Annotated in this window: 9 protein-coding genes; 3 read left to right on the forward strand and 6 right to left on the reverse strand. The window is 61.6% G+C overall.

The window, feature by feature from the left end; translation table 11 throughout:
* Positions 1 to 186: 186 nt before the first annotated feature.
* From J3U87_RS15670 to J3U87_RS15695, 6 genes are all read right to left on the reverse strand, one after another.
* Positions 187 to 1074, reverse strand: coding sequence for a sulfurtransferase TusA family protein (locus J3U87_RS15670; RefSeq protein WP_237383994.1), 888 nt, complete (start codon positions 1072 to 1074; stop codon positions 187 to 189).
* Position 1075: 1 nt separating this feature from the next.
* Positions 1076 to 1879, reverse strand: coding sequence for a hypothetical protein (locus J3U87_RS15675; RefSeq protein ID WP_237383995.1), 804 nt, complete (start codon positions 1877 to 1879; stop codon positions 1076 to 1078).
* The gene (locus tag J3U87_RS15680) at positions 1876 to 4395 is read right to left on the reverse strand and encodes a helicase C-terminal domain-containing protein (protein ID WP_237383996.1); all 2520 of its coding nucleotides are present in this window, start codon (positions 4393 to 4395) and stop codon (positions 1876 to 1878) included. The genes J3U87_RS15675 and J3U87_RS15680 overlap by 4 nt, the downstream gene beginning before the upstream one ends.
* 990 nt (positions 4396 to 5385) lie before the next feature.
* On the reverse strand, positions 5386 to 7857 hold the full coding sequence (locus tag J3U87_RS15685; protein WP_237383997.1) for a glycogen/starch/alpha-glucan phosphorylase: 2472 nt from the start codon (positions 7855 to 7857) through the stop codon (positions 5386 to 5388).
* Between the two features lie 798 nt (positions 7858 to 8655).
* Positions 8656 to 15006 carry a BamA/TamA family outer membrane protein gene (locus J3U87_RS15690; RefSeq protein ID WP_237383998.1) on the reverse strand — a complete coding sequence of 2117 codons (6351 nt, stop codon included), beginning with the start codon at positions 15004 to 15006 and terminating at the stop codon, positions 8656 to 8658.
* Positions 15007 to 15009: 3 nt separating this feature from the next.
* Complete coding sequence (locus J3U87_RS15695; protein ID WP_237383999.1) at positions 15010 to 15654, reverse strand: tetratricopeptide repeat protein; 645 nt, start codon at positions 15652 to 15654, stop codon at positions 15010 to 15012.
* A 544-nt stretch (positions 15655 to 16198) separates the two neighbouring features.
* Between J3U87_RS15695 and J3U87_RS15700 the strand changes: the two genes are divergently transcribed.
* The 3 genes from J3U87_RS15700 to J3U87_RS15710 are packed head-to-tail and all read left to right on the forward strand — an operon-like array spanning position 16199 to position 23532.
* Entirely contained in the window at positions 16199 to 20458 is a 4260-nt protein-coding gene (locus tag J3U87_RS15700; protein ID WP_237384000.1) for a hypothetical protein, read from the forward strand.
* 45 nt (positions 20459 to 20503) lie between these two features.
* The gene (locus J3U87_RS15705) at positions 20504 to 23170 is read left to right on the forward strand and encodes an ATP-binding protein (RefSeq protein WP_237384001.1); all 2667 of its coding nucleotides are present in this window, start codon (positions 20504 to 20506) and stop codon (positions 23168 to 23170) included.
* Complete coding sequence (locus J3U87_RS15710) at positions 23140 to 23532, forward strand: response regulator (protein WP_237384002.1); 393 nt, start codon at positions 23140 to 23142, stop codon at positions 23530 to 23532. The genes J3U87_RS15705 and J3U87_RS15710 overlap by 31 nt, the downstream gene beginning before the upstream one ends.
* Positions 23533 to 23541: the final 9 nt, after the last annotated feature.

Genomic DNA, 23541 nt, shown 5'->3' on the forward strand with positions numbered 1-23541 from the left:
GGCGCCCTAGGTGAATAGGCTGGATGGGCAGGGTATCAACTCTCAGCAAGGTACTTGGTTATAGGTGATTGGCTGATCCCTGATCCCTGATCCCTGATCCCTGATCCCTGATCCCAGTTTGGCATCGAGAACCTGCCGCTTCCGAGGAACCAATTCGAAAAACCGCGGTTTTTCGCGGGGGACACGCTAGATCCAGATGAGTTGGTAGTGGGCGGTGAGGCGCTGCAGGTCGGCGATTTGTGCCGTCTGGATGGGTGGTTTCACCTTGTCTTCGAGCTGGTAGTAGGCCAGCGAACGGCTACAGGCCCAGATGTGAAAGCGCTTTTCTTCCAGCAGTTTCAGGAAACGTCCCTGCTGGAAGGTCGGGTCGATGAGGCGGACGCCGCGGTGAACCAGGAACACCCCCTGGAAGCGGGCCAAATCCAAGGAATCGAGAAAATCGGAGAGCAGCTCGGTGCCCAGCCTGGCATCGCGATCACCGATTTGTTCGTGTTGCACCACCAGCCAGTTCAGGGTGGGCAGGTTGGGCCCGCCGTTGGATCCGGATGCGCCCGGTCGAGGGGCCTGCGGCCGTTCCGGTGTTTCCTTCCGTGCCCGTGTCGATGCGGCCGGCTCTCGGGGGGCGGTTGGCCTCTCCGTCCGGGTGCGGGTTTGGGGCGCCTCGTTGGTCGTCGGTCGGGATCCGGCGGACGTGGCCTGATCGACCGGGTCACCGGGGGCGTTGGTTCGGCGCTCGCGCCGTTCGCGGTCCCGTTGCCGGGCCGCACGTACCTCGCCGCGATCCACCGTCTTGGCGGGGAACGCGCTGATCTCGCGACGTACCCCGGAAGATGAATTGTTCGAGGGCGTCGGTTTGCGCGACTTCTTCCCCGTCTTGACGGTCACCACGAAACTGGCGCCCTTCCGTTCGAACCGGCATTGGTACCCCAGTTTGGCGATCGCGTTCGACAGGTTCAATTTGACCACTTCGCTGTCGGTGATCACCTCGAACTCGGTGTCTTCGGCGTCGTCCAGTGCCTGGCGCACGATGGCGATCGCTTGCGTGACCGTTTGTCCCCGAAGGTCTAGCTGCATCTTATTTCATCTTCTCCAAATCGTAGGGTGGGTAATAGACCTTGAATCGCTGCTGGAAACTTTCGCCCAACCGCCACTGAAGTTTGGGCGCCACCCGGTGTAGATAGTATAAAAAGTCGCGCAACTTCACCAAATCAAAACCCTTCTCGGATATTTTGTCGAGTGGGACCCGGCCTTCCAGATTGAACTCGAGGTTGGTGAAGGAAAAGTTGGTGATCGGGGTGACCAGGGTACAGGTGACCAGCTTGGGCATGTTGAAGCGCAGTTCCACCGCGTGCAGGTGTTGCCACGGCACGAAGATGGCGCGTCCGTTGGGCGCCACCAGGCTGACGCCCTCCTCGGTGAAGTCCAGGCGGCGCTTGCCGTGCCAGCGAATCATGAACAGGATGATGACCAGTAACGGGCTCAACACGGCGACACCCATCAACAGGGGCATCAAGGTGATGCGAAAGCTCTGGAAGGGATCTTGAAGGAACATCATGACCAGCAGGAAGGCGGCGCCGAAGAACAGGAGCATCATGAGCACCAGCCAGGGCAGCATGGAGAGCGTGGCGTAGTAGCGACCGTGTAAGTAGATGGAGAAGGTGTCGTAGGGAACGAACCGGGGGGAAGCGGCTTCCGCGATGAACTCCGCCGCATCGGTGTCGGATCCCGGAATCCCGCGCTCGGGATCGACAGGTCGCGGTGGTTCCGACCTGGGAGGGCCGATCGACGTCTCGTCGAGTCGCGTCAAACTGGATCCGGGCGCGCCGGACCGTGGATCGTCGGCCATGGAGTCGGGTGTCGGTCCCGGTAGACCCTTCATCCCCGACCTCTCACTTCCTGCTCACCGTGGAGCTGGGCCACCAATTGGGCCTGCGTCAGTTCCCAGCGCGGATACGCGTCGACCAGCGAAAGAAACCTCTTGCCGTAACCCTTGTTGAGAATGCGGTTGTCGGCGATGATCAGCACCCCGCGATCCTCCTTGGTGCGAATCAGCCGTCCGACGCCCTGTTTGAATTTCAGCAGCGCCAGCGGCAGGGAGTACTCACTGAAGGACGAGCGGCCGTCGGCCTCGATGGCCGTGCAGCGTGCCTCGAAGATCGGGTCGCGCATTTGCCGGAACGGCAATTTGGCGATGATGACCTTGGTCAAGGCATGGCCCGGCAGATCGATCCCTTCCCAAAACGAATCGGTTCCCAGCAACACACCGTGATTCTTTTTGATTTTTTCCACCAACACCGAGCGCTGCTCGCGACCTTGAACCAAGAGCGCGACACCCGCCTGGGCCAGAGGCTGTTCGAGGGTGCGGGCCACGATGTTCATTTGGGCGTAAGCGGTGAACAGGACCAGGGTTCCGCCCGGAAAGGGGCTCAGCGCAGTTTTCAGGATCAGCCCCGCCAGATCGTCCGCGAATGCCGGGTGGGTCGGCCCGGAGCTCATCCGGACCAGGCACAGGCCGGCCTGGCGGGCGTAGTCGAACGGTGACGCGAAGGACTGGGTGATCTGTTTCTTGTCCTCCAGCTTGGCCAGCCCGTTGCGGTTGGTGAAAAAGCGGAACTCGTCCTTGAGGTCCAAGGTGGCCGAGGTCATGACCACCGATTTGAAGGGCTGAAACAGGGCTTCGCGCAGGGTGCCGCTCACGTCGAGCGGCGAGACGCGGTATTCGAATTCCTCGAAACGCCGGGAAATTTTCAATTCCAGCCAGGGCACGTGGTTGGGATCCTGACGAATGGCGAAATACTTCAGGGTACTGAGCGTATCTTCCACCCGACTCATGCGAGCCGCCAGCTCGATGCAGATGCCCTGGTGTTGATCGAGGAAGGCCTCGGACTGGTTTTCCAGATGGGTACGGACGTTCTTGACGACCAGCATCAGGCGGTGCAGCAACTCCATGAGCCTGGCGGCTTCCGCCTTGGCTTCGTCCAGTTCGCCGCTGCCGAGGATCTCGTTGCGCAGCCACAGCAGGACGTTGCGCTTGCCCTCGGGATTGAATTGATTGTGCAAGGCGCGGCTGAGGGCGTGAATCTGTTGCACGACCTCGTCCTGAATGACGGTGTACTCGGGCAGCAATTCGTCGCCCAGCACGCGGGCAAGGTTGGCGGCGCCATCCACGGCCACGTTGAGCAGGCGGCTCAGCACGCCTTTACTGCCGCGGTTGTTGCTGAAGAATTTGGCGAGCAGGAATCGCAGGCCCAGCGACGAGACCTTGTTGCCGAAGTGATCGGTGGCGATGTCCTCCATGCTGTGGGCCTCGTCGAGGATCACGTGTCCGTAGGAGGGCATGACCGCCGCGGTCTTGTAATTGTCGGATTGTTGGCGCACGGCCAGATCGGCGAACAGCAGGGCCTGGTTGACGACCAGGATGCGCGATTGGGCGGCGCGCCGGCGCGATTCGTAGAAAGGAGCCCGCTGGAAAAAGGGACACTTGGCGCCAAGGCACATGTCCGCGTCGGATCGAATGAGGTCCCAGGATTCGCGCGAGGGCATGAACGGCAGATCGGCGAGATCGCCCTTGCCGGTTTCCTCGACCCAGGCGGCCAGGTCCTCCACTTCGCGCTGGATGTCGCGTTCCTCGTCGGTGAACAGCGCCATCTGGTGGGAGCGGACGTCGGCCATCTTGCGCAGGCAGACGTAGTTGCCGCGACCCTTGATCAGCGCGGCGCGGGGCGGATCGGGGATTACGCTCTGGGCCAGGGGGATGTCCTTGTTGACCAACTGCTCCTGGAGCGCGATGGTCTTGGTGGCGATGACGATGCGGTCGCGGTTGTGCTTGCTCCACAACATGGCGGGGATCAGATAGGCCAGGCTCTTGCCGGTTCCGGTGCCGGCCTCGACCGACAAAATGTGTTCCTCGTTGAGCGCCTTGGCCACGGACGTCGCCATGGCGACCTGGCCCTCGCGAGACTCGTAGTTCGGCAGCTTGCGGGAAAGCGCGCCTTCGGGACCCAGGATCGCGGCGACCTCGTCGGTGGCCACATCGACCTTCTTCTGGTCCGCGGCCGGTTCGGCGACCACGATGCAGTGGCTCACCTCGTTGTTGACGATCATCGAGCCGACGCCTTCCTCGCCGAAGAGGGTGGCCATCGCCATATCCGCCCGGGACGGCTGAAGCACGCCGCTGGGATGGTTGTGGACCGTCATGTCGCCGGCCTGGGTGCGGCTGATCAGGGCGGGAACCTCGGTGTGGGTGCCGCGGCACACGATGCTCACCTGGGTGAACTGTTGCTCGCCTTCGCCCCGGCGGAGCACGGCAAACAATTCGGCCCCTCGGTTCTCCTCGATTTCGCGACGAAGGGCCGCGATGACCTCCGTGGTCATGTAACGCGTGGTTTCGACCATATCCCGCTCGTTAGACATTGCGGAGACGCGGCATCCGCCGCGTCGCCATCCTGGCAGTATAGCACCCAAGCGGAGCGATTCGATCGGCAACAAGTGCGGTCTCGGATTCGGCTGGACCTTCGCCCAAAAGATCGTTTTCCATCCCACTCGGCGGTGACCGCTGATTTTCACCACGGAGCCGTTGCTCTGGCCTGGGGCCTGGGTTTCAGGTGGGTAACGAATCGAAGTGATTCGATTGGGAGTTCCCGCATTCACGAGCGGGGTGTCGCCGCTGTAGGTTGGCCCGCCGGGCCGACTCTTCGAAGTAACCAATCTCAAAGCTTCCGCATCTGGAGAGGGGTATAAGGCCTGTAGGTGGAGCAGCTTGCTCCACCAATCGAAGCGACCTAATACAGATCGAAATCGATTATCGAGAGAGCGAGAGGCCCGACTTATCTGCTTCGCTCTTTTATCGCTCTATCTGGCGAAGCCTGGGCAGCTTCGAAGTGTCGGCCGAGCCGGCTTACCGCCCCTGACCAACCTACTGCCGCGCCGACCCTCTCGGTTTGCGGGCACTCCTCGTGTGGGTCGGTTCGAAATGTCCCTCGAGCCGATGGACCTACCGGGCACGACGACCCTCTCGGGATGCGGGAACTCCTCGCATTGATTGCTTCGAAATGTCCATCGGGCCGATGGACCTACCGGGCACGACGACCCTCTCGGTTTGCGGGAACTCCTCGCATTGATTGCTTCGAAATGTCCATCGAGCCGATGGACCTACCGGGCACGACGACCCTCTCGGGATGCGGGAACTCCTCGCATTGATTGCTTCGAAATGTCCATCGGGCCGATGGACCTACCGGGCACGACGACCCTCTCGGGATGCGGGAACTCCTCGCATTGATTGCTTCGAAATGTTCATCCGGCGGGCTTACCGCCCCTGGTGCCCCTACCGGGGACGACGAATCTCTCGATGTTTGGGGACAGTGGTGCGAAACTCCTGGGCCTCGGTCAGTGGCCCTTGATGTTCCAGATTTCCTCGGCGTACTGCTTGATGGTGCGGTCGCTCGAGAACTTGCCGATCCGCGCCACGTTCAGGATCGCCTTGCGGGTCCAGAGATCCGGGCGCGCGTACTCGCGAGCCGCACGTCGATGGGCGTCGATGTAGGATTGCAGGTCGGCGAGATGGAAGTACTCGTCGCCCTGGTCGAGAATCGTCTGGAAGATCCAGCGGAACATGCCCGGTTCCTCGGCACAGAAGAGGTCGGTGTTGAAGCTCTCCATGACCCTGCGAATCCGGGTGTTGCGACGGAAGAAATCCCAGGGATCGTAACTCTGGGTGGCGCGCATGTGGTAAATCTCCTCGGCCTTGAGCCCGAAGATGATGATGTTTTCCTCGCCGACCTCCTCGCGAATCTCGATGTTGGCGCCGTCGAGGGTGCCGATGGTCAGGGCCCCGTTCATGGCGAACTTCATGTTGCCGGTCCCGGAAGCCTCTTTCCCGGCGGTGGAGATCTGTTCGCTGAGGTCGGCCGCCGGGATCATGACTTCGGCGAGGGACACGCGGTAGTTGGGCACGAAGACGACGCGAATCTGATCGCGGGTGCGCGGATCGTTGTTGATGACCTTGGCGATGTTGTTGATCAGTTTGATGTACTGCTTGGCGGCCCAGTACCCGGGCGCGGCCTTACCGGCGAAGATGTAGGTGCGCGGCACGACCAGGTCTTCGCCGTCCTCCACGATGCACAGGTACTGGTGGACGATGTGCATGATGTTGAGCAATTGGCGCTTGTACTCGTGGATGCGCTTGGCCTGAATGTCGAACAGCGATTCCGGATCGACCCGGTACCGGGTTGTGTCGTAGATGACCTGGGCCAGCTTCTCCTTGTTGCGCAGCTTGATCTTGCGGAATGCCGATTGAAAGTCCGGGTCCTCGGCGAACGGTTCCAGGTCCTTCAACTTGGTGGCGTCGACGATCCAGTCATCGCCGATCTTTTTCGTGATCAGATCGGCGAGCCCGGGATTCGCCTTCAGGAGCCAACGCCGCTGGGTGACCCCGTTCGTCTTGTTGTTGAACCGCTCGGGCCACATTTCGTGGAAGTCGGTCACCACCTTGGTTTTCAGCAATTTGGAGTGCAGCTCCGCGACGCCGTTGACCGAATGGCTGCCCACCATCGAGAGATGTGCCATGCGTACCTGTTTCTGCGGGCCCTCTTCGATGATCGACATGCGCGCCTGGCGATCGGGGTCGCCGGGCCAGATGGAAGCCACCTTTTTGAGGAAGCGGCGGTTGATCTCGAAGATGACCTGGAGATGGCGCGGCAGCACCCGTTCGAACAGGGGCACCGGCCATTTTTCCATGGCCTCGGGAAGCAGGGTGTGGTTGGTGAAGGCGAAGGTGCGTTGGGTGATGTGCCAGGCGCGTTCCCAGGTGAACTGCTTCTCGTCCACCAGAATGCGCATCAACTCGGCGATGGCCAGCGAGGGGTGGGTGTCGTTAAGTTGGATCGCGGTCTTTTCGTGGAAGTGATCGTAGGATTGGCCGCTGCGTTCGAAGGTACGCGTGATGTCGCGCAGGGCGCAAGCGGTGAAAAAGTACTCCTGGACGAGGCGCAATTCGCGGCCCGCTTCGAAGCTGTCCTTGGGGTACAGCACCTTGGAGATCGTTTCTGATTTGATCTTCTGTTCCACGGCTTTGAAGTAGTCGCCCTCGTTGAAGATCTCCATGTCGAAATCGCTGGAGGATTGGGCGGAGTAGAGGCGCAGGTAATTGACCGTCTTGGCGCCGTAGCCGACGATCGGCATGTCGTGGGGGATGCCCACCAAAATGTTCCAACCCATCCACATCGGGTTGTACTCGCCGGTGCGATCGGTGGCGTGTTCGATGTAGCCGTAGACGGGGATCAGACAGGCTTCGTCGGGGCGTTCGATCAGCCAGGGCGAACCGTCCTCCTGCCAGTGGTCCGGCTTTTCGGTTTGGTGCCCGTTGCTCATCTCCTGTTTGAACAGGCCGTATTCGTAGTTGATGCCGTACCCGTAACCCGGCATGCCCAGGGTCGCCAACGAATCCAGGAAGCAGGCCGCCAGCCGGCCCAGGCCGCCGTTGCCGAGCGCCGCGTCGACTTCGCTTTCGCGGACCTCCTCCAGGTCGGCGCCCAGGTTTTTCAGCATCTCCTGGGTCTGGTCGAAGATGCCCAGGTTGTGCAGGTTGTTCCCCAGCGAGCGCCCCATCAGGAATTCCATCGACAGGTAGCAGAGCCGTTTGGCGTTCGCATCTGCATAGCGCTTTTCGGTTTCCACCATGAGATCGATCATCCGGTCGCGGGTCATCTGCGACACGGCCAGATACTGATCGAGGGTGGTGACTTCCTGGCCGTTGAGGCCGAGCGAGTACTTGAGGTGGTGAAGAAACGATTGGGTGAGGCCCTCGATGGAGCTGTTCGAACGGAGCTTGGCCAAATCTTCGACTATGATCGTCGGCATGGGGAACTTCCGATATCAAGGGTGCGTCGCGCGAGGCACCGTAGTGAGCCGATTTCGCGGCAGGGAATGGTGGAGGAGAATGCCCCCATCATAGACCGAAATCGCGAGGGGTACCACCCCGCTTTGTCGCGGTGCGTCGACCGGGCTCCATTCAAGTGACGACGGCTTCGACCTGAATTTGTGTCGATGAGCGAAGCGCTCATCCCCGCCGTTCCCTTTCATCGCGGTACCCCCGCCCGGAGTTACCGCATCAACAGAGGTTCGGCGCGCCTGTAGATTGGCCCGCTGGGCCGACATTTCGAAGCACGTACCCCGGCAGATCCCGCATCCCAAAGTGTGGCGCAAGGCCTGTAGGTGGAGCAGCCTGCTCCACCAATCGAAGCAATTCAAGCGACGTCGGAGAATGACGCCAAAGAGCGAAGCGCGTGGTTGGCCAAGCACCCATGCCGAAGTAGGAAAGCAGGAAGTACCGAAACAGCGAGAGAGCCGTGATGCCTGTAAGTGGAGCAGGGCCGGTTAGGCAGCCTGCACTACCAAACGAAACAAGTCAAACGATATCAGCAAAATGCGCAAAAGTACGAACTGCATGCGTTTTGCCGGGTCTCCAATGGAAATACTATCGCATGCAAGATATCGTGTTTAATGGTGGGCGATCGTGCGGAGATGGTGTGCTGCGCTCTTTGACATCGTCCTTTTGGGTGGCGTGAGTCGCTTCGATTGGTGGAGCAAGCTGCTCCACCTACAGGCCTTGCGCCACTCTTGGGGATGCGGGATCTGCCGGTGTACGCACTTCGAACCTCAGAAGACTCGGCCGAACCGGAACGTGAACTCCTGTAGCGCCGTTTCTCGCGCCACCGCGCGATCCTGGTCCGAGTCCAAACCGCTCACCACGTCGTCGAGTGCGTCGTCCATGATCGGCCGCGCCCAATCGAGCCGGAAATACCCGATCGGCGAATCGATGCCCAACCCGAAACCGCCCGTCACGACCATGTCCTTGCGCAGGAAGTCCTGGTAGTCCTGCCATACCCAACCCGTATCGACGAAGCTGGAAAGCTCGATCCAGTACCAATTGGTGTGGTAGGTCAGCTCCTCGCTCATGAAGAACATCGAACGGCCACCCGCTGCGCCGTACTCCGGGGGCGAGGGCTCGCCCGTTTCTGGGTCCGTGGTCGAGCCGCCGATCACGCGCACGAAGATCGGTCCCGCGAAGTTCTGGTTGAAACCGCGCAGGTTGGTGGAACCGCCCAGGAAAAAGACGAGATCCTCGTCGTTGCCCTCCTGGCGCGCCTCCGAGGGGGTGTCTTGATACACGCCGCCCGCTTCCAGGCGATGCGTCCACTGCCATTTCTCCCAGGAACGGAACAGGCTCATCTTGCCCAGCAGGCGCGTGCCCGCCACGGCCGAATCGGTGCCGAACCCGTCGATCGAGTGGTCCACCCCGACCGAGAGCAGCATGCCGTCGCGCGGTTTGACCTTGTTGTCCAGGTCCTGGTAGACCCAGCCCACCCGGATTGGCAGCAGCTTGGTGTCGAGCGTGGACTCCTCGGTCGCCACGAGGTACTGGGGGTCGGTGCTCAGCGGCACGTCGAACGGTACCTCGTAGAGCTCGTCGACAAAGGTGAGCCGGTTCAGGCGGAACGTCAGGCCGGCGTTGAGCGACTGTGTCTCGGTGAGGCTGTAGATCGCCTCCACGCTGGCCTCGCGCGATTCCTGGAACTGGCTGTTCACCTCGGTCTGGCCGAAGGGTTCGAACTCCTGGATGACCTGTTCGCTGGGCTCGCGCTCGTTGGTCCACCCCAAGCCGAACTGGACGTCGACCGGGAGCCGGAAAATGCGGCGGAACCGCAGGCGCAGCAGCGCCTGTTCTTCGCGGTTGGTCTGTTCGGCGCGTACCGAAAGCTGGTCCAATCGCTTGAACAGCATCTTGTCGAAGGCCTGCACGGCGTACCCGAACTCGTTCTCTTCGTTGTAGGTGACTTCCATGCCCGCGCTGAAGCGGTTCCGCTCGCGAAGGTCCAGGGTCGCGGTACGGCCCAGCGTTTCCAGTCGCACCATGCGGTAGGCGCCGGTTTCGTTCAGCCGTGTCTGGGCGTCCACCAGCTTCTTGTGGGAGAAACCCGGCTCGAACCCCACGAAATCGCGCACCCGCTTCTCGCTGACACGGCCCGTCCCCTTGACCACCAATTGGTCGTACTGTGGTTCCGGTGCCTCCTTGTAAATCACGTCCAGCGTCACGTTGCCCTCTTCCGCGCGTGGGCGCAGCTTGACGGTCTTGTCGCCGAAGAAATCCTTGGCGATGCGCTCCATAAATCCGAACTCGAAGGGTTTGCCCACCAGGGGATGCTCGCGCGGTTCGCCGTTTTTGCTGACGGCCGCCAGCACACCGCGCTGACCCTGATCGACGGGAATTCGGTAGTGTTCCAAATCGACGAAATCGCCGCGGCCGATACTCGGGCGCAGGTAACCCTTGGCCGCGAGAATGGCCCGCAGCCGACTTCGCGCGGTGGATTCGGAGCTGAGCCATTCCTGGAGAAATGCCTTGGCCGCTTTTTTGTCTTTGGCAATCTCGGTGAGCAGCGGTCCGGCTTCGCCGAAGGTCAGCGTCACGTCCTCGATGCGTTGGCTGGTGAAGAGATCGATGAGGTAGAGATTGCCCTCGTGGCTGACCCGTGCCAGGGAAGAGGGGAAACCCTGAGACGCGGCCATGCGCTCCACCAACTGGGCCACGGTTCGTTGATCGGCTTCATCGCCGTGGCCCAACCGGCGCAGGACCTCTTTGCGTTCGTCGTTACCGAAGCGGAAGCCGCTGACGGCGAAGCTGTCCTCGTTCAGGCGGATCTCGGTGTGCGGGCCCTGGGTGACCTGGATTTCCAGTCTCCCGTTCTCGAACGTGTGGCTGATTTCGGGGGTCAAATAACCACGCTCGCGCAGGCGGCGCCGCAAATCGACCTCGGAATGGCGCCAGCGAGTCGCCGTGTATTCGTCCTCGACCCGCAGCGGGAAGCCCCGTCGGGCCCAGCGCGGCAGGTCCTTGGGGACGAAGCGCCGCGATCGAATGATTTCGGGACGCGTGCCGGCCTGGTACCCGAAATGGCGCTGGTGGCGCAAGCCGGTCGTCAACTCGTCTTCCTCGCTGATGAAATTGAGGTAGGAGTCGCGCATTGGCCCCAGTTGCAATTCGAACCGTTGCTCGCTGGAGGTATCGTTGAGCGGCAGGGCGTAGCGGGTCACGACCCGGCGATCGAGGGCCTTGCTGACGACCAGGGTGAAACTGCTGTCGAAAATGGTCTCGTTGAATTCGCTTTCGAGGCTGATCAGCGAAGAGATCTGGCCCACCAGGAAGTTGGAGATGATGCCGGCCAGGTCGGTGCCGTCCACCTTGGAACCCAGCTCGCTCAGGTAGCCGTTGATGGTGATCGGTTTGTGACCGGACTCGGTTTCATAGTCCAGGTAGACCTGAAGGTAGGGGTCGTTTTCGCGAGCGGCGTTGAACTGGACCTGGCTGGACTTGAACACGACGGACTCTTTGCCCAGCTCGATGACACTGCCCTCGTTGATGAATACCTGGCCGTCGAGCACGATCGGCTCGGCCAGGTTGCCGCCGACGACGACCGAGGGGATTTCCGTTTCCCAATAGCCGAGGCTGGTGTCCCAGATCAGGGGCTGGGTCGCCTGGACGACCAGCACGAGGCCGATCTCTTCCATGAAGGGATCGGGGAAGTACAGTTCCTCGCCGCCCTGCAGGGTGCCGCGCAGCAGCGAGAACAGCTCCAGGTTGGGGGAGAAGAAGCCGCGGTCGAGACGGAGACTGCCCTGTAGTTGCTTGACATCCGGGCTGTAACGCCACTCCAGGAAGGTGGTCAGGTCGATCTGGTAGTCGGCTTCCAGGAGTTGGACGCCGATGAGGTTCACCCCGAACAGGATGTCGGGTCCGCGCGGGTCCAGCGGTCGACCGTTGCCGCTTATCTCGACCTTGCCCTTGTTCACGTTGGCCGTGCCCCTGGAGATTTCGAAAGACCAGTCGTCACCGGTTTTCAGGCCCAGTTGGAGGTCGGAGAACTCGAGCCAAGGCTCGGTGTAGACCAGCTTGCCGCCCAGTTGGCGGATGTCCGCTTCGATCCGCGGACCTCGTGCCGAATTGTGAAAGTCGAGATGGGTTTGGATGTCGGCGTTGCCGGCGAAACCCGGAACGAAGAGATCGAGATCGCCCGCGGACATGATGGTCTCGACCCGAAACCCGTTGCCCCTGGGCACGATGTCGAAGGGCATACCGGCCACTTCCACCTGGCCGGGTTCCAACCGCACGGTGCCGTCGTAGGCGCCGGTGAGATCGCGAACGTGCAGGCTTTTGCCCGCATAGGAGGCGGAGAGATCGTGCACCGTGAACTGAATGTCGGGTATCGCCATGGCCGACGCACCCTCGGTTTGCCCCTCGGGCGTCTCCTCCCCGGGTGTCTCTCCCTCGGGAGCGGGCTCTTGCGGCTGCGGATCCGGTTCCTCGCTGCCGGCGGTCAGTTCGGCCAGGTCGCCGACGACCATCGCCGATAGGTTCAAACGGTCCAGTTCCAGGGCTTCGGGCCAATTGGGACCGGCCAGCCGGCGCAATTGCGCCACGTCCTTCAGCTCGACCTCGAAGGGCAGCAGCAGGGTTTCCGTGCGTTCGGCAGGCGCTTCCACCACCCGTACCTGCATGCCGGCGAAGTCCACCGTAAACGGCTCGGCGCGAAGGCTGCCGTCGTAGCGAATCGCCGCTTCGGTGATTTCGAAGGGTTCGTTTTGAAACGAGCCGTCGACCTTGCCCGCCACGAACCGAACTTCGGGGTTTTGAAAACCCAGGTCACTCTCGACCTTCATGCGCCCGGAAAGCGCGTTCATCTCCAGGTCGGCGGGCCATTGCTCCTTCAGGGCGTCGCGGAGCTGTTCGGGTCGTTCCAATTCGTAGGAAGTCGAGGCCGTGAGCCGATCGTTGGCCAAGTGAAACTGAAAGTCGCGCAGGCTCAGGCCCGAAACCGACAAATGCTGCAAACCACCCTCGGCTTGCGGCGGACTGGGCACGAGATTGATGTGGGCCGGAGTCTCCGCGGCCAGGTCGAGCTGTGTTTCCGCGACGGTCAGGGTCTGGGCGGGCAGGGCGATCGATACCACGACCAGTTGGTCGTCTCCCGCCGCGTCCAGTGTCAATCGGGGCGGCTCTACGGGCGACATCGGGGCATACCCTTCCACCGGCTCGGTGCGAACGCGAACCTCCGTCCGCCAACGCGGCATGCCTCCTCCGGAACTGGAGAAGAGCGGACGCAGGTCGACGGTGGCCGCGCCGGTCAAGATGCCGTGAGCGCTGTTGCCGTGGAGGTCTTCGATCGCCAGAGCGCGTTCGGCCAGTGCGAAGGAAAGGTCGACCGATGCCTGGGGCGAAGCCGCCTCTCCGAACAGGGTGAGTTCCGTGGCCCCGTCGAGGTCGAGATTGTCGAAGGCCCCCGAGCCGGAGGCGAACAGCTTGCCTTCCAGACGGTTCCCGTCGAGAGGGACCACCAGGTCGTCGATATCGACCATCAGTCGATGGAACCGTTGTGCGTCCAGGTCGGCCACGAAATCGAGCACCGGCCGTTCGGGACCGAGGAAGGTCGTTTGCAGGCGACCGGCGAGCCGGTTGAACGGGCCGTCGAGGGTCAGGGTCAGGTGATCGCGAAACAGGTCGCCGTAGTGGAGGTCGAGCACGTGGACCTCGGTATCGCAGAGCCGCATGGTGTTCGCGGCGTTGTCCAGGTCGGCCGAAAAGAGGATGGTGTCGGTGCAGAGTTCGGGTGGAATCGCGGCAAAGGGCGCCAGTTCCTGGATGCCGGCCAGGGAGCCGCGCGTCTTCAGCGTCAGATGCTCGTCGTGACTGCCCGAGAACGTGAATCGGCTGCGGGGAGAAAGGCGGCCGTCGCCTTCGAACGTCAGGCGTTTGTCGCGGTACTCGGCGGTGGCCTGCAGGCTCGTGCGGCCTTTGACCGCCAGTTCGGTGGTCGCCGCCAATTGCTCGGGATCCAGTTGCGGCATCGAGAAGTGACCTTTGACTTTCACTTCGCCAACGGTCGCCAATTGGGGCAGCAATCCGGAGATGCCGGTCAAGGTCAGGTGGGACTCCCCGGTGAGGGCCTCGTCGGTCAGGACCAGGTCCACCCGGGAGGCGCCGAACGCGCCCAAATCCAGCGTGACGGGGATGGTTTTGCGCGCTTCGCGGTACGGAACCTTGGCCGTGAGAGTCAAGGGCACGGTTTCCGCGGCCAGACCCGCATCGGGCACCGCTTTTTGAAGGTCCAGCGCGGTTTCCAATTTGGCCTGCAACAGGGTGCCGTCGAGCTGGCCGGTCAGCGTGACCGGGGCGAGGCCGTCCAGGGGCGAAGGAGCCGGCGCCGCGTCGGGTTGGGCGGTGAGCCGTGCGATCAGGTCCGGTTCGACCGCGAGATGATACGCCAGGTTCGGTTGAAAATCGCGTTCGACCGATCCCGTTACCTTCAGTCGAGCCTGGCCACCCTCTTCCGTCACCTGGAAATCGATGCCTTCATACGTGAAAAAATCGCTGGTTCGGGCCGCGAAGGACAAAGCGGCCCCCGGCAGGTTCCGGTCCCCGGCGGTGATGGGCGGCAGGTTGAAACCGGCCGCGAGCAAGGACCCATCGTAATCGACCGAAAGGTCCCGTGCATTCACATCCAGGGGCACGGAGGTGTCGGCATAGTGGATCTGAACGTCCTTGACCGACAACTCGGCGATGTCGATCTCGGGCAGCGGTGCGGGTTCTCCGGGTTTGGCGGGAGCGGCCTCGTCGCCGGCGAACAGGGCCGGGTCGATGCGCACCTCGCCGCCGGTCAGGGCGAAACCGTCGAGCGCGATGTGCTTGGCGGAAATGGCGCGGTTCAGGTCGACCTCGACCTCCGCCAGCGAGGCTCGCAGACCTTTGCCTTTGGCCGTAAGCCCTTCGATCCGAGCACTCAGGCGAAACAGGTCGAGGCGTAGGGAACGCGCCTCGATCTCCCAGCCGAAGGCGCGCGCCTGCTTGGCGATTTCCGACAGCAGCAGATCACCCGCGATGGGGGTATGCACGAAGCCGATGCTCGCCGCCATGAGAATCAGCAGGGCGAGCCCGATTTGGAGAAGCCGTTTTCGCAAGGGTCAATTGCCTCCGAGCTTCAAAACCGTGCTGTTCACGAAACTGTAGCGTTGCCCGGTACGGGGGATGCGCTTGAGGTATTCATTCCAGTATTTGAGGACCTTGTCCGAATCGCCCTTGGTCTTGTAGATGTCGCCGAGGATGTAATAGGGCTCGGCGAAGCCCGCTTGGAGGGCCGTGGTTTTTTGGAGGTGGACGATGGCGTCGTCGTATTTGCGCGTGCGCCATTTCAGATAGCCCAGGAGGTAGTGCGCCATGTAATTGTTGGCGTCCTGCTTGATGGCCGCCTCGAAATCGGTGGTGGCTCCGGCCAGGTCCCGCTTCCAGACCTTGTTGTATCCGGCGACGACCAGTGCGTCGGTTCCGGTGCTCTTGGATTGTTTGCTGGCGTACTCGTCGATCTTGGGAATTTGACGCATGTTGCCGAGAGCTTCCATTTTGCCGATTTGTGCCTGTAAATGATTGGGGGACTTGGCCAGAATGGTCTCGAACTTGGCCAGGGCGGCCTCGTTCTGGCTGTCGGCCAACAGCGTGTGGCCCTCGTTCAGAGATTGGGAAAAGTCCCCGGCGAAAACACCGCAGGACGGCAGGAACAAGAGTCCGAGAAAGAGGATCCGCGTGACCGGTAAAAGGGGAATGCGCTTCATGTGTGTCTCCTTGTTAGAAAAGCCTACAGGGTTCGGAACACAAAGAGTTGGAAACGAGATCGCCAAAAAGAGAGCTGAAAGCATCGAGTTCGACAAAGCGGAGAGCAAAAACCAAACCATCGCGTGCGGTCGTTCGGCTTCTCTCCAGGGACGAAGAGCGGGGGCGATCGGCGAAAATGGCCGGATCGCTCGGGTACTCGAATGAAGGGGAGAGACGCGTCGAGGGGTTCATGTTACCTCAAATCCGGTCGTCACCCCAGTCCGGGTTCGTTGCCGGAGTACTTGGGCGCCGTCGATCGGCCACGGAGGTTCTCAAGCGATGGGGGAAATATTCCGAATGCTACAAGCACAGCGTTTCGAATGTGTTCCACCGTACGATCTGGCCATTATGGAATGCACCGACCGCTTGAAGGTGATTAAATGTCGAACCGAGTGGCGTTTCATCATGATCCCGTTCATGCGGATTTTTCGGATGGGGAACATCCAAGGGACGGAACCCGCTTTGCACTCGTGAGATGCGACGTGGCCTGCGAGGAGGTTCTTCATGGCTAGACGTCGTCGGATCCAAAAATCCCCTGCCAAAAAAACCGGAAAACGCTACAGGGCCGCACGACGGGCGCCGCGACGGTTCTGGCTCGACGCCCCCCTGCTGCGACGTATCCGTGCCGTGCTCATGCAGGACATGGCACCCCATTGGGTGCGCGTCGAAGCGCGTCTCCTGGACAAACTGTCCAGGGCTTTCCTGGCGTGGGCCCGCGAAAACAAACTAATCCTGAACGATCGCGATGCCTGGGCCACCGCGCGCGATTTGAGCCTCTTTCTCACGCGGGAAATCCATGCTCGGGAGCAGCGGATCAAGCAGGCGAATCAACGGTTTCAGGTCTTTACCAACCGTCACGCGCGGGCAGCCACGGTTCGCGAAAAGCGGGATTTCATTTTGAATTTCGCGGCCGAGTTGGGTGCTTCCGGGTTGGCCCTCCAAGCCGATCGCCGGGCGGTGAAACGCTATTTGGACCACGATGCGATGGCCGATCGTCATCGCATTCTGCGTCGCGAGCAGGAACGCATCATCTGTTTCTGCCTGAAGCGATTCGGCGTGCTCTCGGCCGCGGTCCTGAACGCGAGCCCGGACAAGGCGCTCAAACTGTGGACTCAGATGGAAGTGGAACGCACCTGCCGCGAGATCTGGGACTATCGCGGCAACCCCATGATCCGGAAGGAAGCCTTCACGGCCCTGGCCCGGGCACTGCGGGCCTTGCCGCCGGAAGTGATCGATCGGGCGGTCTCGGACCAGACCATCCACGCCGTCTATCGCGCCTCGATGGAGAAACACGAACAGGTTTGGTACCACCTGGAGGCGATCGCCCTTTTGGCCGAACTGGCACCGGAATCCTTCGAAAAGGTGCTCCTGCGATGGTTTGACGAAAGCGAGGCCGGTGATGCGATTTTCTTCAGGGCCCGAACCGTGCGCATCTGGGGTGACCTCCTGCGCCGCCTTCCCCGATTGGCCGAACGCGCCGAGCTGATATGGGCCGATCCGAGTCCCTACGTACGCCAGGCTTTTGCCGCAGCGGTCACGGGAGGAGATCCCGACTTCGTCGACCTTTGGTTGGGGCGCGCGATCTCGCTGGATCCCGCCAAAGAGGTGCGGGCCGCCGCGCTGTTGCAGTTGCCGGGGGCGGCCCCGTCGCTCGGATACGACCGAACCGTCGCGCTATGGTCCTCGGCCTTGAACCCCGAAGCGCCCGACTTCGTGTTGCGCGTCGCTCTCGAGGTCGCCGTCGATTTGATGTCCGGCATGGATTCCGCCGGGCGCACCTCCTTCTATCAAACGGTCTTGGCGCTTCTGGAGGAACTCCACGGATCGGAGGTCGCGGATTCGATCAAACGCGAGGTCTCGCGAACCCTGGAGATCTTGTGGTCGATGCACGACGAACGGGCCCGGCTGGCGGTGGCCGCATTGAGGCGCCGCTTGGCGCAGACCAAGCCGGGCCGCACGATTAGGGTACCGCGGGAAGTGGCGACGCTCGAACCCGATCGATTGGGCCGCGTTTTGGCCGTACTCGCCGCCGAGGATTTCGGCTTGGACTTGGAGACGGGTATTCGGGGCATGCGTTTGCGGCGGGGTCCGGTATTCGGGTTTCGCTGGTGGCGTCTGCTCCACGAGTTGCGACATCCCGATCCGGCCAAGCGACAGGGCATATCCCACGTGATCGGCCGGCTTTCGCGCAGCCGATTCCGGGCACCCTCGGCGTTGCTGGCCGAGTTGGCGCCGGCCAAGGTGCCGGGCGAACCGCTGGTGATCGGGGCGGAAGCCGGGTGGCGTCCCTTCCTGCCGCTGGTCGAAGACGGGTTGTCCCTGCTCGATTTCCATCTCGGCAACAAACCGGTGCGCTTCTACACGAGCGAAGGGGTGACGGTCATGTATCCTCCGCGCTCGCCGCTGCGGCGCATCGCGGCCTATTGGACCTTGACCTTGCGGTTCCGCGAGTACGCCGCGCTTCGCAATTGGTCGGCCGAGTCCGGCAATGACGAAAACGCCTACATCGCGGCGCTGCGTCGATTGGGTTTCGATGTGCGCTTGGAACCGCTGGCACCCGAACGCCGGCTCGACCCCGGCGTCGCCAAATTCTTCGCGGGGCCGCTGCCCTTTCTACAGCCCGGCTTCGTGCAACGGATCCAGGAGTATCTGGCCACCGTCTACGGCAACACCCTTTCCGAATTGACCTTCTTCCTCACCGCCGCGACCGGGCTCTTCTTCGGCCGTCATGCTTACGGCAACGGACGCATTCGCCTGGCTCGCGCCAAACTCCCCCTCGTCATCGGGGGCTGGGGCACGCGCGGCAAATCCGGCACGGAGCGGCTCAAGGCCGCGCTCTTCGCGTCCTTGGGTTACAGTGTCTTCGCCAAGACGACGGGGTGCGAGGCGATGTTCGTCTTCTGCACCCCGTACGAGAAGCTGTTGGAAATGCCGATTTTCCGTCCGTTCGACAAAGCCACGATTTGGGAACAGGGCGATGTGGTTCGGCTTGCGGCGGGGTTCGGCACCGACGTCTTTCTGTGGGAGTGCATGGGTCTGCGCGCCAGTTACGTGTCGATCCTGCAACGGCAGTGGATGCGGGACGACTTTTCGACGATTACCAACACCTATCCCGATCACGAGGACATTCAAGGGCCTGCCGGGTACGACATTCCCCTGGTCATGACCGAATTCATCCCGAAACGCGCGACCCTGTTGACCACCGAGGAGTCGATGCTCCCGATTCTGCGGCATGCGGCGCGGCGGTTGGGCACGGAGCTCCACGACATGGGATGGTTGGAAGCCGGCCTGCTCACGTCCGATGTTCTCGCTCGATTCCCCTACGAAGCCCATCCCTACAACATTGCGCTCGTTCTGGGTCTGGCCGAACGTCTGGGCATCCCCCGCGATTACGCCCTGCGCGAAATGGCTGACCGGGTGGTTCCCGACCTGGGTGTGCTCCAAAGCTACCCACCGGCTCCCATTCAAGGTCGAACCCTGGTTTTTTCCAACGGCATGTCCGCCAACGAGCGCCACGGCTGCCTCGGCAACTGGACGCGGCTGGGTTTCGACAAGGTGGACCCTCGCGAAGAGCCGGCGGTGTTCCTGACCGGCGTGATCAACAACCGCGCCGACCGTGTTTCCCGCTCGCAAATCTTCGCCGACATCATGGTTCGCGACCTTTCGGTGGACTGCATGGTCCTGATCGGCTCGAATTTGCGCGGCATGATGGGCTATTTGGAAACGTCTTGGGAAGCGTTCGCCGGCGGGTACGCGATCTTCGGCACCGGCGACACCCCAGGAGGCCGGTTGCAAACCCTGGCCCGCAAGCTGCGCATCCCGTACGAGCCCGACATGGTGCGAAACCGGCTCGAGATCATGCTGGGCGCCATGAACGAGGGACCCGAGGCCGGCGACTCCGAAGCCTGGCGGCCCCTTCTCGCATTGTGGGATCGCCCGGACGCGCTGGCCGAAAGCCTGAAGGCGTGGCCCGCGGGCGGGATCGACGGCGAGGAGGTGTTGCGCTTCCACCGCACCTATCTGGAGTGGTACCTGGATTACGTGGCGTGTTCCGACCTACTGGCGAAGGACGTCGACGGGGAAGAGGCCCGGACCCGAAAGATCTTCGAAACGGCGCATCGCTGGTTCTTCGATCGTCTGGTCGTGGTGGAGGATGTTTATGCGTCCGGCGATCACATCATTCAAACGATCGTGTCCCACACGCCGCCAGGAATGACCAACCGGGCGATGGGACTGCAAAATATCAAGGGTACCGGGTTGGACTTCATCTATCGGTTTCAGGCCTGGCTCCACTGCCATCAAGCGTTGCAAAAGCTGGTGGGCGAAGACGAAGAACGATTCGCGGAAGGCCTGTCGGATTTGATGACCTTGCGCGACTACGGGCTGTTGGGGGCGGAACTCGCGGGACGAATCATCGAGCGGGCCAAACATGCGCCGATCTCGCAAACCGAGCGCTATCAGGCCCAACTGGCCGTGATCGAAACGCGCTATCGGGCCGATCTAGAGCGTCTGGAGGCGCGCCTTCACGCTCCCTCGGAAAAGCGATCGCCACTCGCCCGCGCGGTCGATGCGGTAGAACGGTTCTTCGATTTGGGCGATGCGGTTCGGCGTCGCAAAAAGGCGATGGCGATCTATCGCGACCTGGTAAAGGGTCGCATCTCGCGCGTACGCGCGGTTTCCGAGTTGGCCGCACTCAATCAACGACAAAAGGGAGGCTGGTTGTGGAAGCGTGTATCCTCGTCGGCGAAGCCGGCGAAGCGTTGAGTCCTTCTCGAACCCTGTTCCGGAGACGTCGGGAGGTCGGTGTCCATGGCCATCGATACGCACAGCAGTCGTCCTGAACCCGCCGCCGACCACGACCGCTTCTCCGGGTTGTTGGTCATCCTGGGTTCACCCTTGTTTCTGGTCGCCCTTCACTTTTTTGCCCTTCCGGCCGCGCTGGACGGCTTCCTGTTCGATCGGATTTCGAGGCTGCTGCCGAAGCCTCCGATCGCCGCTTCTCCGGTCGTCTCGATCACCGTCGATGACCACCGCATCGATCCGGCCGTCCTTCTCGCGGCGCTGCGCGATTACGATCCACGAACCATCGCGTTCCTGTTCCTGCCCGAGGGCGAGGCCTTTGCCGATGTCGCGGGGGAGGGACGCGATCTAATCCTCGGTCGGGCCCTGATGCCGCTTTCGTCGAGAGAGCTGGCCTTGCAATCGATAGACGAAGCGCTGGCCCACCTACCCTGGGCGGTGCTTGGACACGCGGAACTGCTCGGCGACTCCCCGCGCTTTCAGTGGACAGGGTACCGGTTGGACGAGCGCGTGTATCCCGGGCTCGAACACCATTTGGCCCACCCTGGGGAAGCGGTGGAGAAACCTCGACGTTTTCGCGTTCGATTTGCCGGGGATGGCCGGTCCCTTCCGAACCTGCCGGCCTCCGACATCATGGACGGGGCGGTTCCGACCGATTTTCTGAGCGATAAAATCCTGCTGGTCGCGCGCACCCCGCCACCGGAACAGCGGGCTTTCGATCGGTTGCGCATCGCGCGCGGCCATGCGGTCACCCGTGCCCGGTACCACGCCTCGGCGGTGGAGACGCTACTCCTGGATCGCGCACCGGTGGAAACCCCGGTCTTCATCGTCTGGCCGTGCCTGTTGCTCTACGCCCTGGCGCTCGGAGTCCTGTTCCAGCGTCTTCAAATCACCACCGCCTTCCGCGTGGCACTCGTCTTCCTGGCGATCCCGCTCCTGTTGGGGTGGGTAGGCCTGCTGCTGGGGTATTGGCTCTTCGTGGCCGACCTGATCCTGTTGGACCTGATCCTCTTTCTCGTGATGGTGTTTCGCAAGAATCTGGTGCTGGCCGGAACGCTCAATCGCCAAATCGTCGATACCTCGTCGTTCATGCAGAGCCGCTACATGCCCAAGAGCTTCTACGCCTCCGAGCAACACTGGTCGCAAGTGGCGAACATGGTCAAACAAATGCTCCACATTCGCCGCACCATTTTTCTCGATCGCGTCATCGGCGATCACCGCTGCCGGGAAGTCATCTCGCTGAACTGCTCGCTGGACGACATCTACGAGATGCGTCGCGACTACGAACGCACCCCCTATACCTACGCCCTCGAAGCCAACGGTCCGATCCGTCTCGAGCGATCCTACTTGCGCGATCAACCCGAAAACGAGGCGCAGTTCTTGATTCCGCTGGTCTTCGCCGGCGAGGTCAACGGTTTCTGGGCGCTCGGCATCGAAGAGGAGAACATCGGCGATCTGGCGATTTTCGAGTCGACCCTTCGCGAGACGGCGGTGGAAATCGCGGAAATGCTGTACCACCGCAGGCGCTACCTTCAATCGGTTCAGGCCAAGGGCCTGATTCCCGCCCTGCTGACGTTCAACATCGATCGCGAGATGGAGCAGTTGTTGCGCGAGTCGACGGCGCTCATGGAACGCCATCTGGTGCGCCTGGAAAGTATCCTTCAGGGCCAGAACACCGCCGTGCTGATCTACGACATGTTCGGTCAGGTCCTCATGATCAACGAAGGCATGGCCAAAGCCCTACGCGACATCGAGTTCGCCCCCTACGACAATACCCTCGCCGATCTGTTGCAACGGGTTGGCGGCTATGCCGACGTCCAGGCCAAACGATTGGTACTGGACATCTTGCGTCACGATCAAGAGTTCTCCTTCCCGCTCGACCTCGCCAACCAACGCACCGTGCTTCTCGTCCTGCGACCGTTGCGCACCGGGCGTAGCGAGTTGGAAGCGAGTCCCTTCAGCAAGCTGGGCGTCCTGTGCGAAATGGTCGATATCACCGACTTGCGGCGCCTCAGCGATATGAAGGAGAAAATCATCCGCCAGACCACCATGGTGCTTCGCAACGACATCATGGGCCTCTCCATGGCCCACGATCTGATCACCTCCGAAACGGTCCCTCGCGCCGACAAGCTGGAAATGATGGAAATCGCCAAGGAAAAAATGAGATCCCTGACCAGCCTGCTGGAAGAAGGCAAGGGCTATTTGACCTCTTCTGTCTATGACCGCGGCACGCCTTACTTTCCGGTCGAATTCGGTCCCATCCTGGAGCACGCCCTGGAAGAATCGGAGTCTCTTCGACAGGGCCGCGCATTGACGGTCGAACTGCGCAAACCCGAGCTGATGAATTTCGTGCTGGCATCACCCAACCAACTGAAAGAACTGCTGATCGCCCTTCTGGATGTGCTCATGAACGATGCCGAAAAAAATACCACCATTGGCGTCGACATCACCGAAGAAGATCGTCAATTGAACCTATACTTCAGGAATCGGGGCTACGGCATTCCGGAGAAGCAACTGGCCAAGATTCTCTCCGACGAACCCGACTTCGACCTGCCTCTTGGGTTGGCACTCAAGAAGAGACTAAAATATATCGAATCATGGGGCGGAACCGTTTCGCTCGCCTCCACGATCGGCAAAGGAACCACATGCAGCATCAAACTGAGGACCTTCGGGTGAAAAAGCATCCGGATGGGAAAATCCACCTTCTCCTGGTGGAGGACGACGATACGATTCGCCACATGCTGACGTATGGCCTGCGCGCCGCCGGATACCACGTCGAGGTCGCCGGAAACGGGGCGGAGGCCATGGACGTCCTGAAGACCTTCGAGCCGGATCTCATCATTTTGGATCTCTACATGCCCAAGATGGACGGACTGGCCTTTCTCAAGCAATACGAGAGCAAAGTACCCATCCTGGTCTGCTCCGGTTCCGACGAGGAGCAGGACATTCGCCGGACACTGGAAACCGGGGCATCGCGCTTCCTGCAGAAGCCGGTGACCCTCAACGCCCTACAGGAAGCCATTCAAACCCTTCTCTGATAAGTTGGG

The organism is Sulfidibacter corallicola, assembly GCF_017498545.1.
GTDB lineage: Bacteria > Acidobacteriota > Holophagae > Acanthopleuribacterales > Acanthopleuribacteraceae > Sulfidibacter > Sulfidibacter corallicola.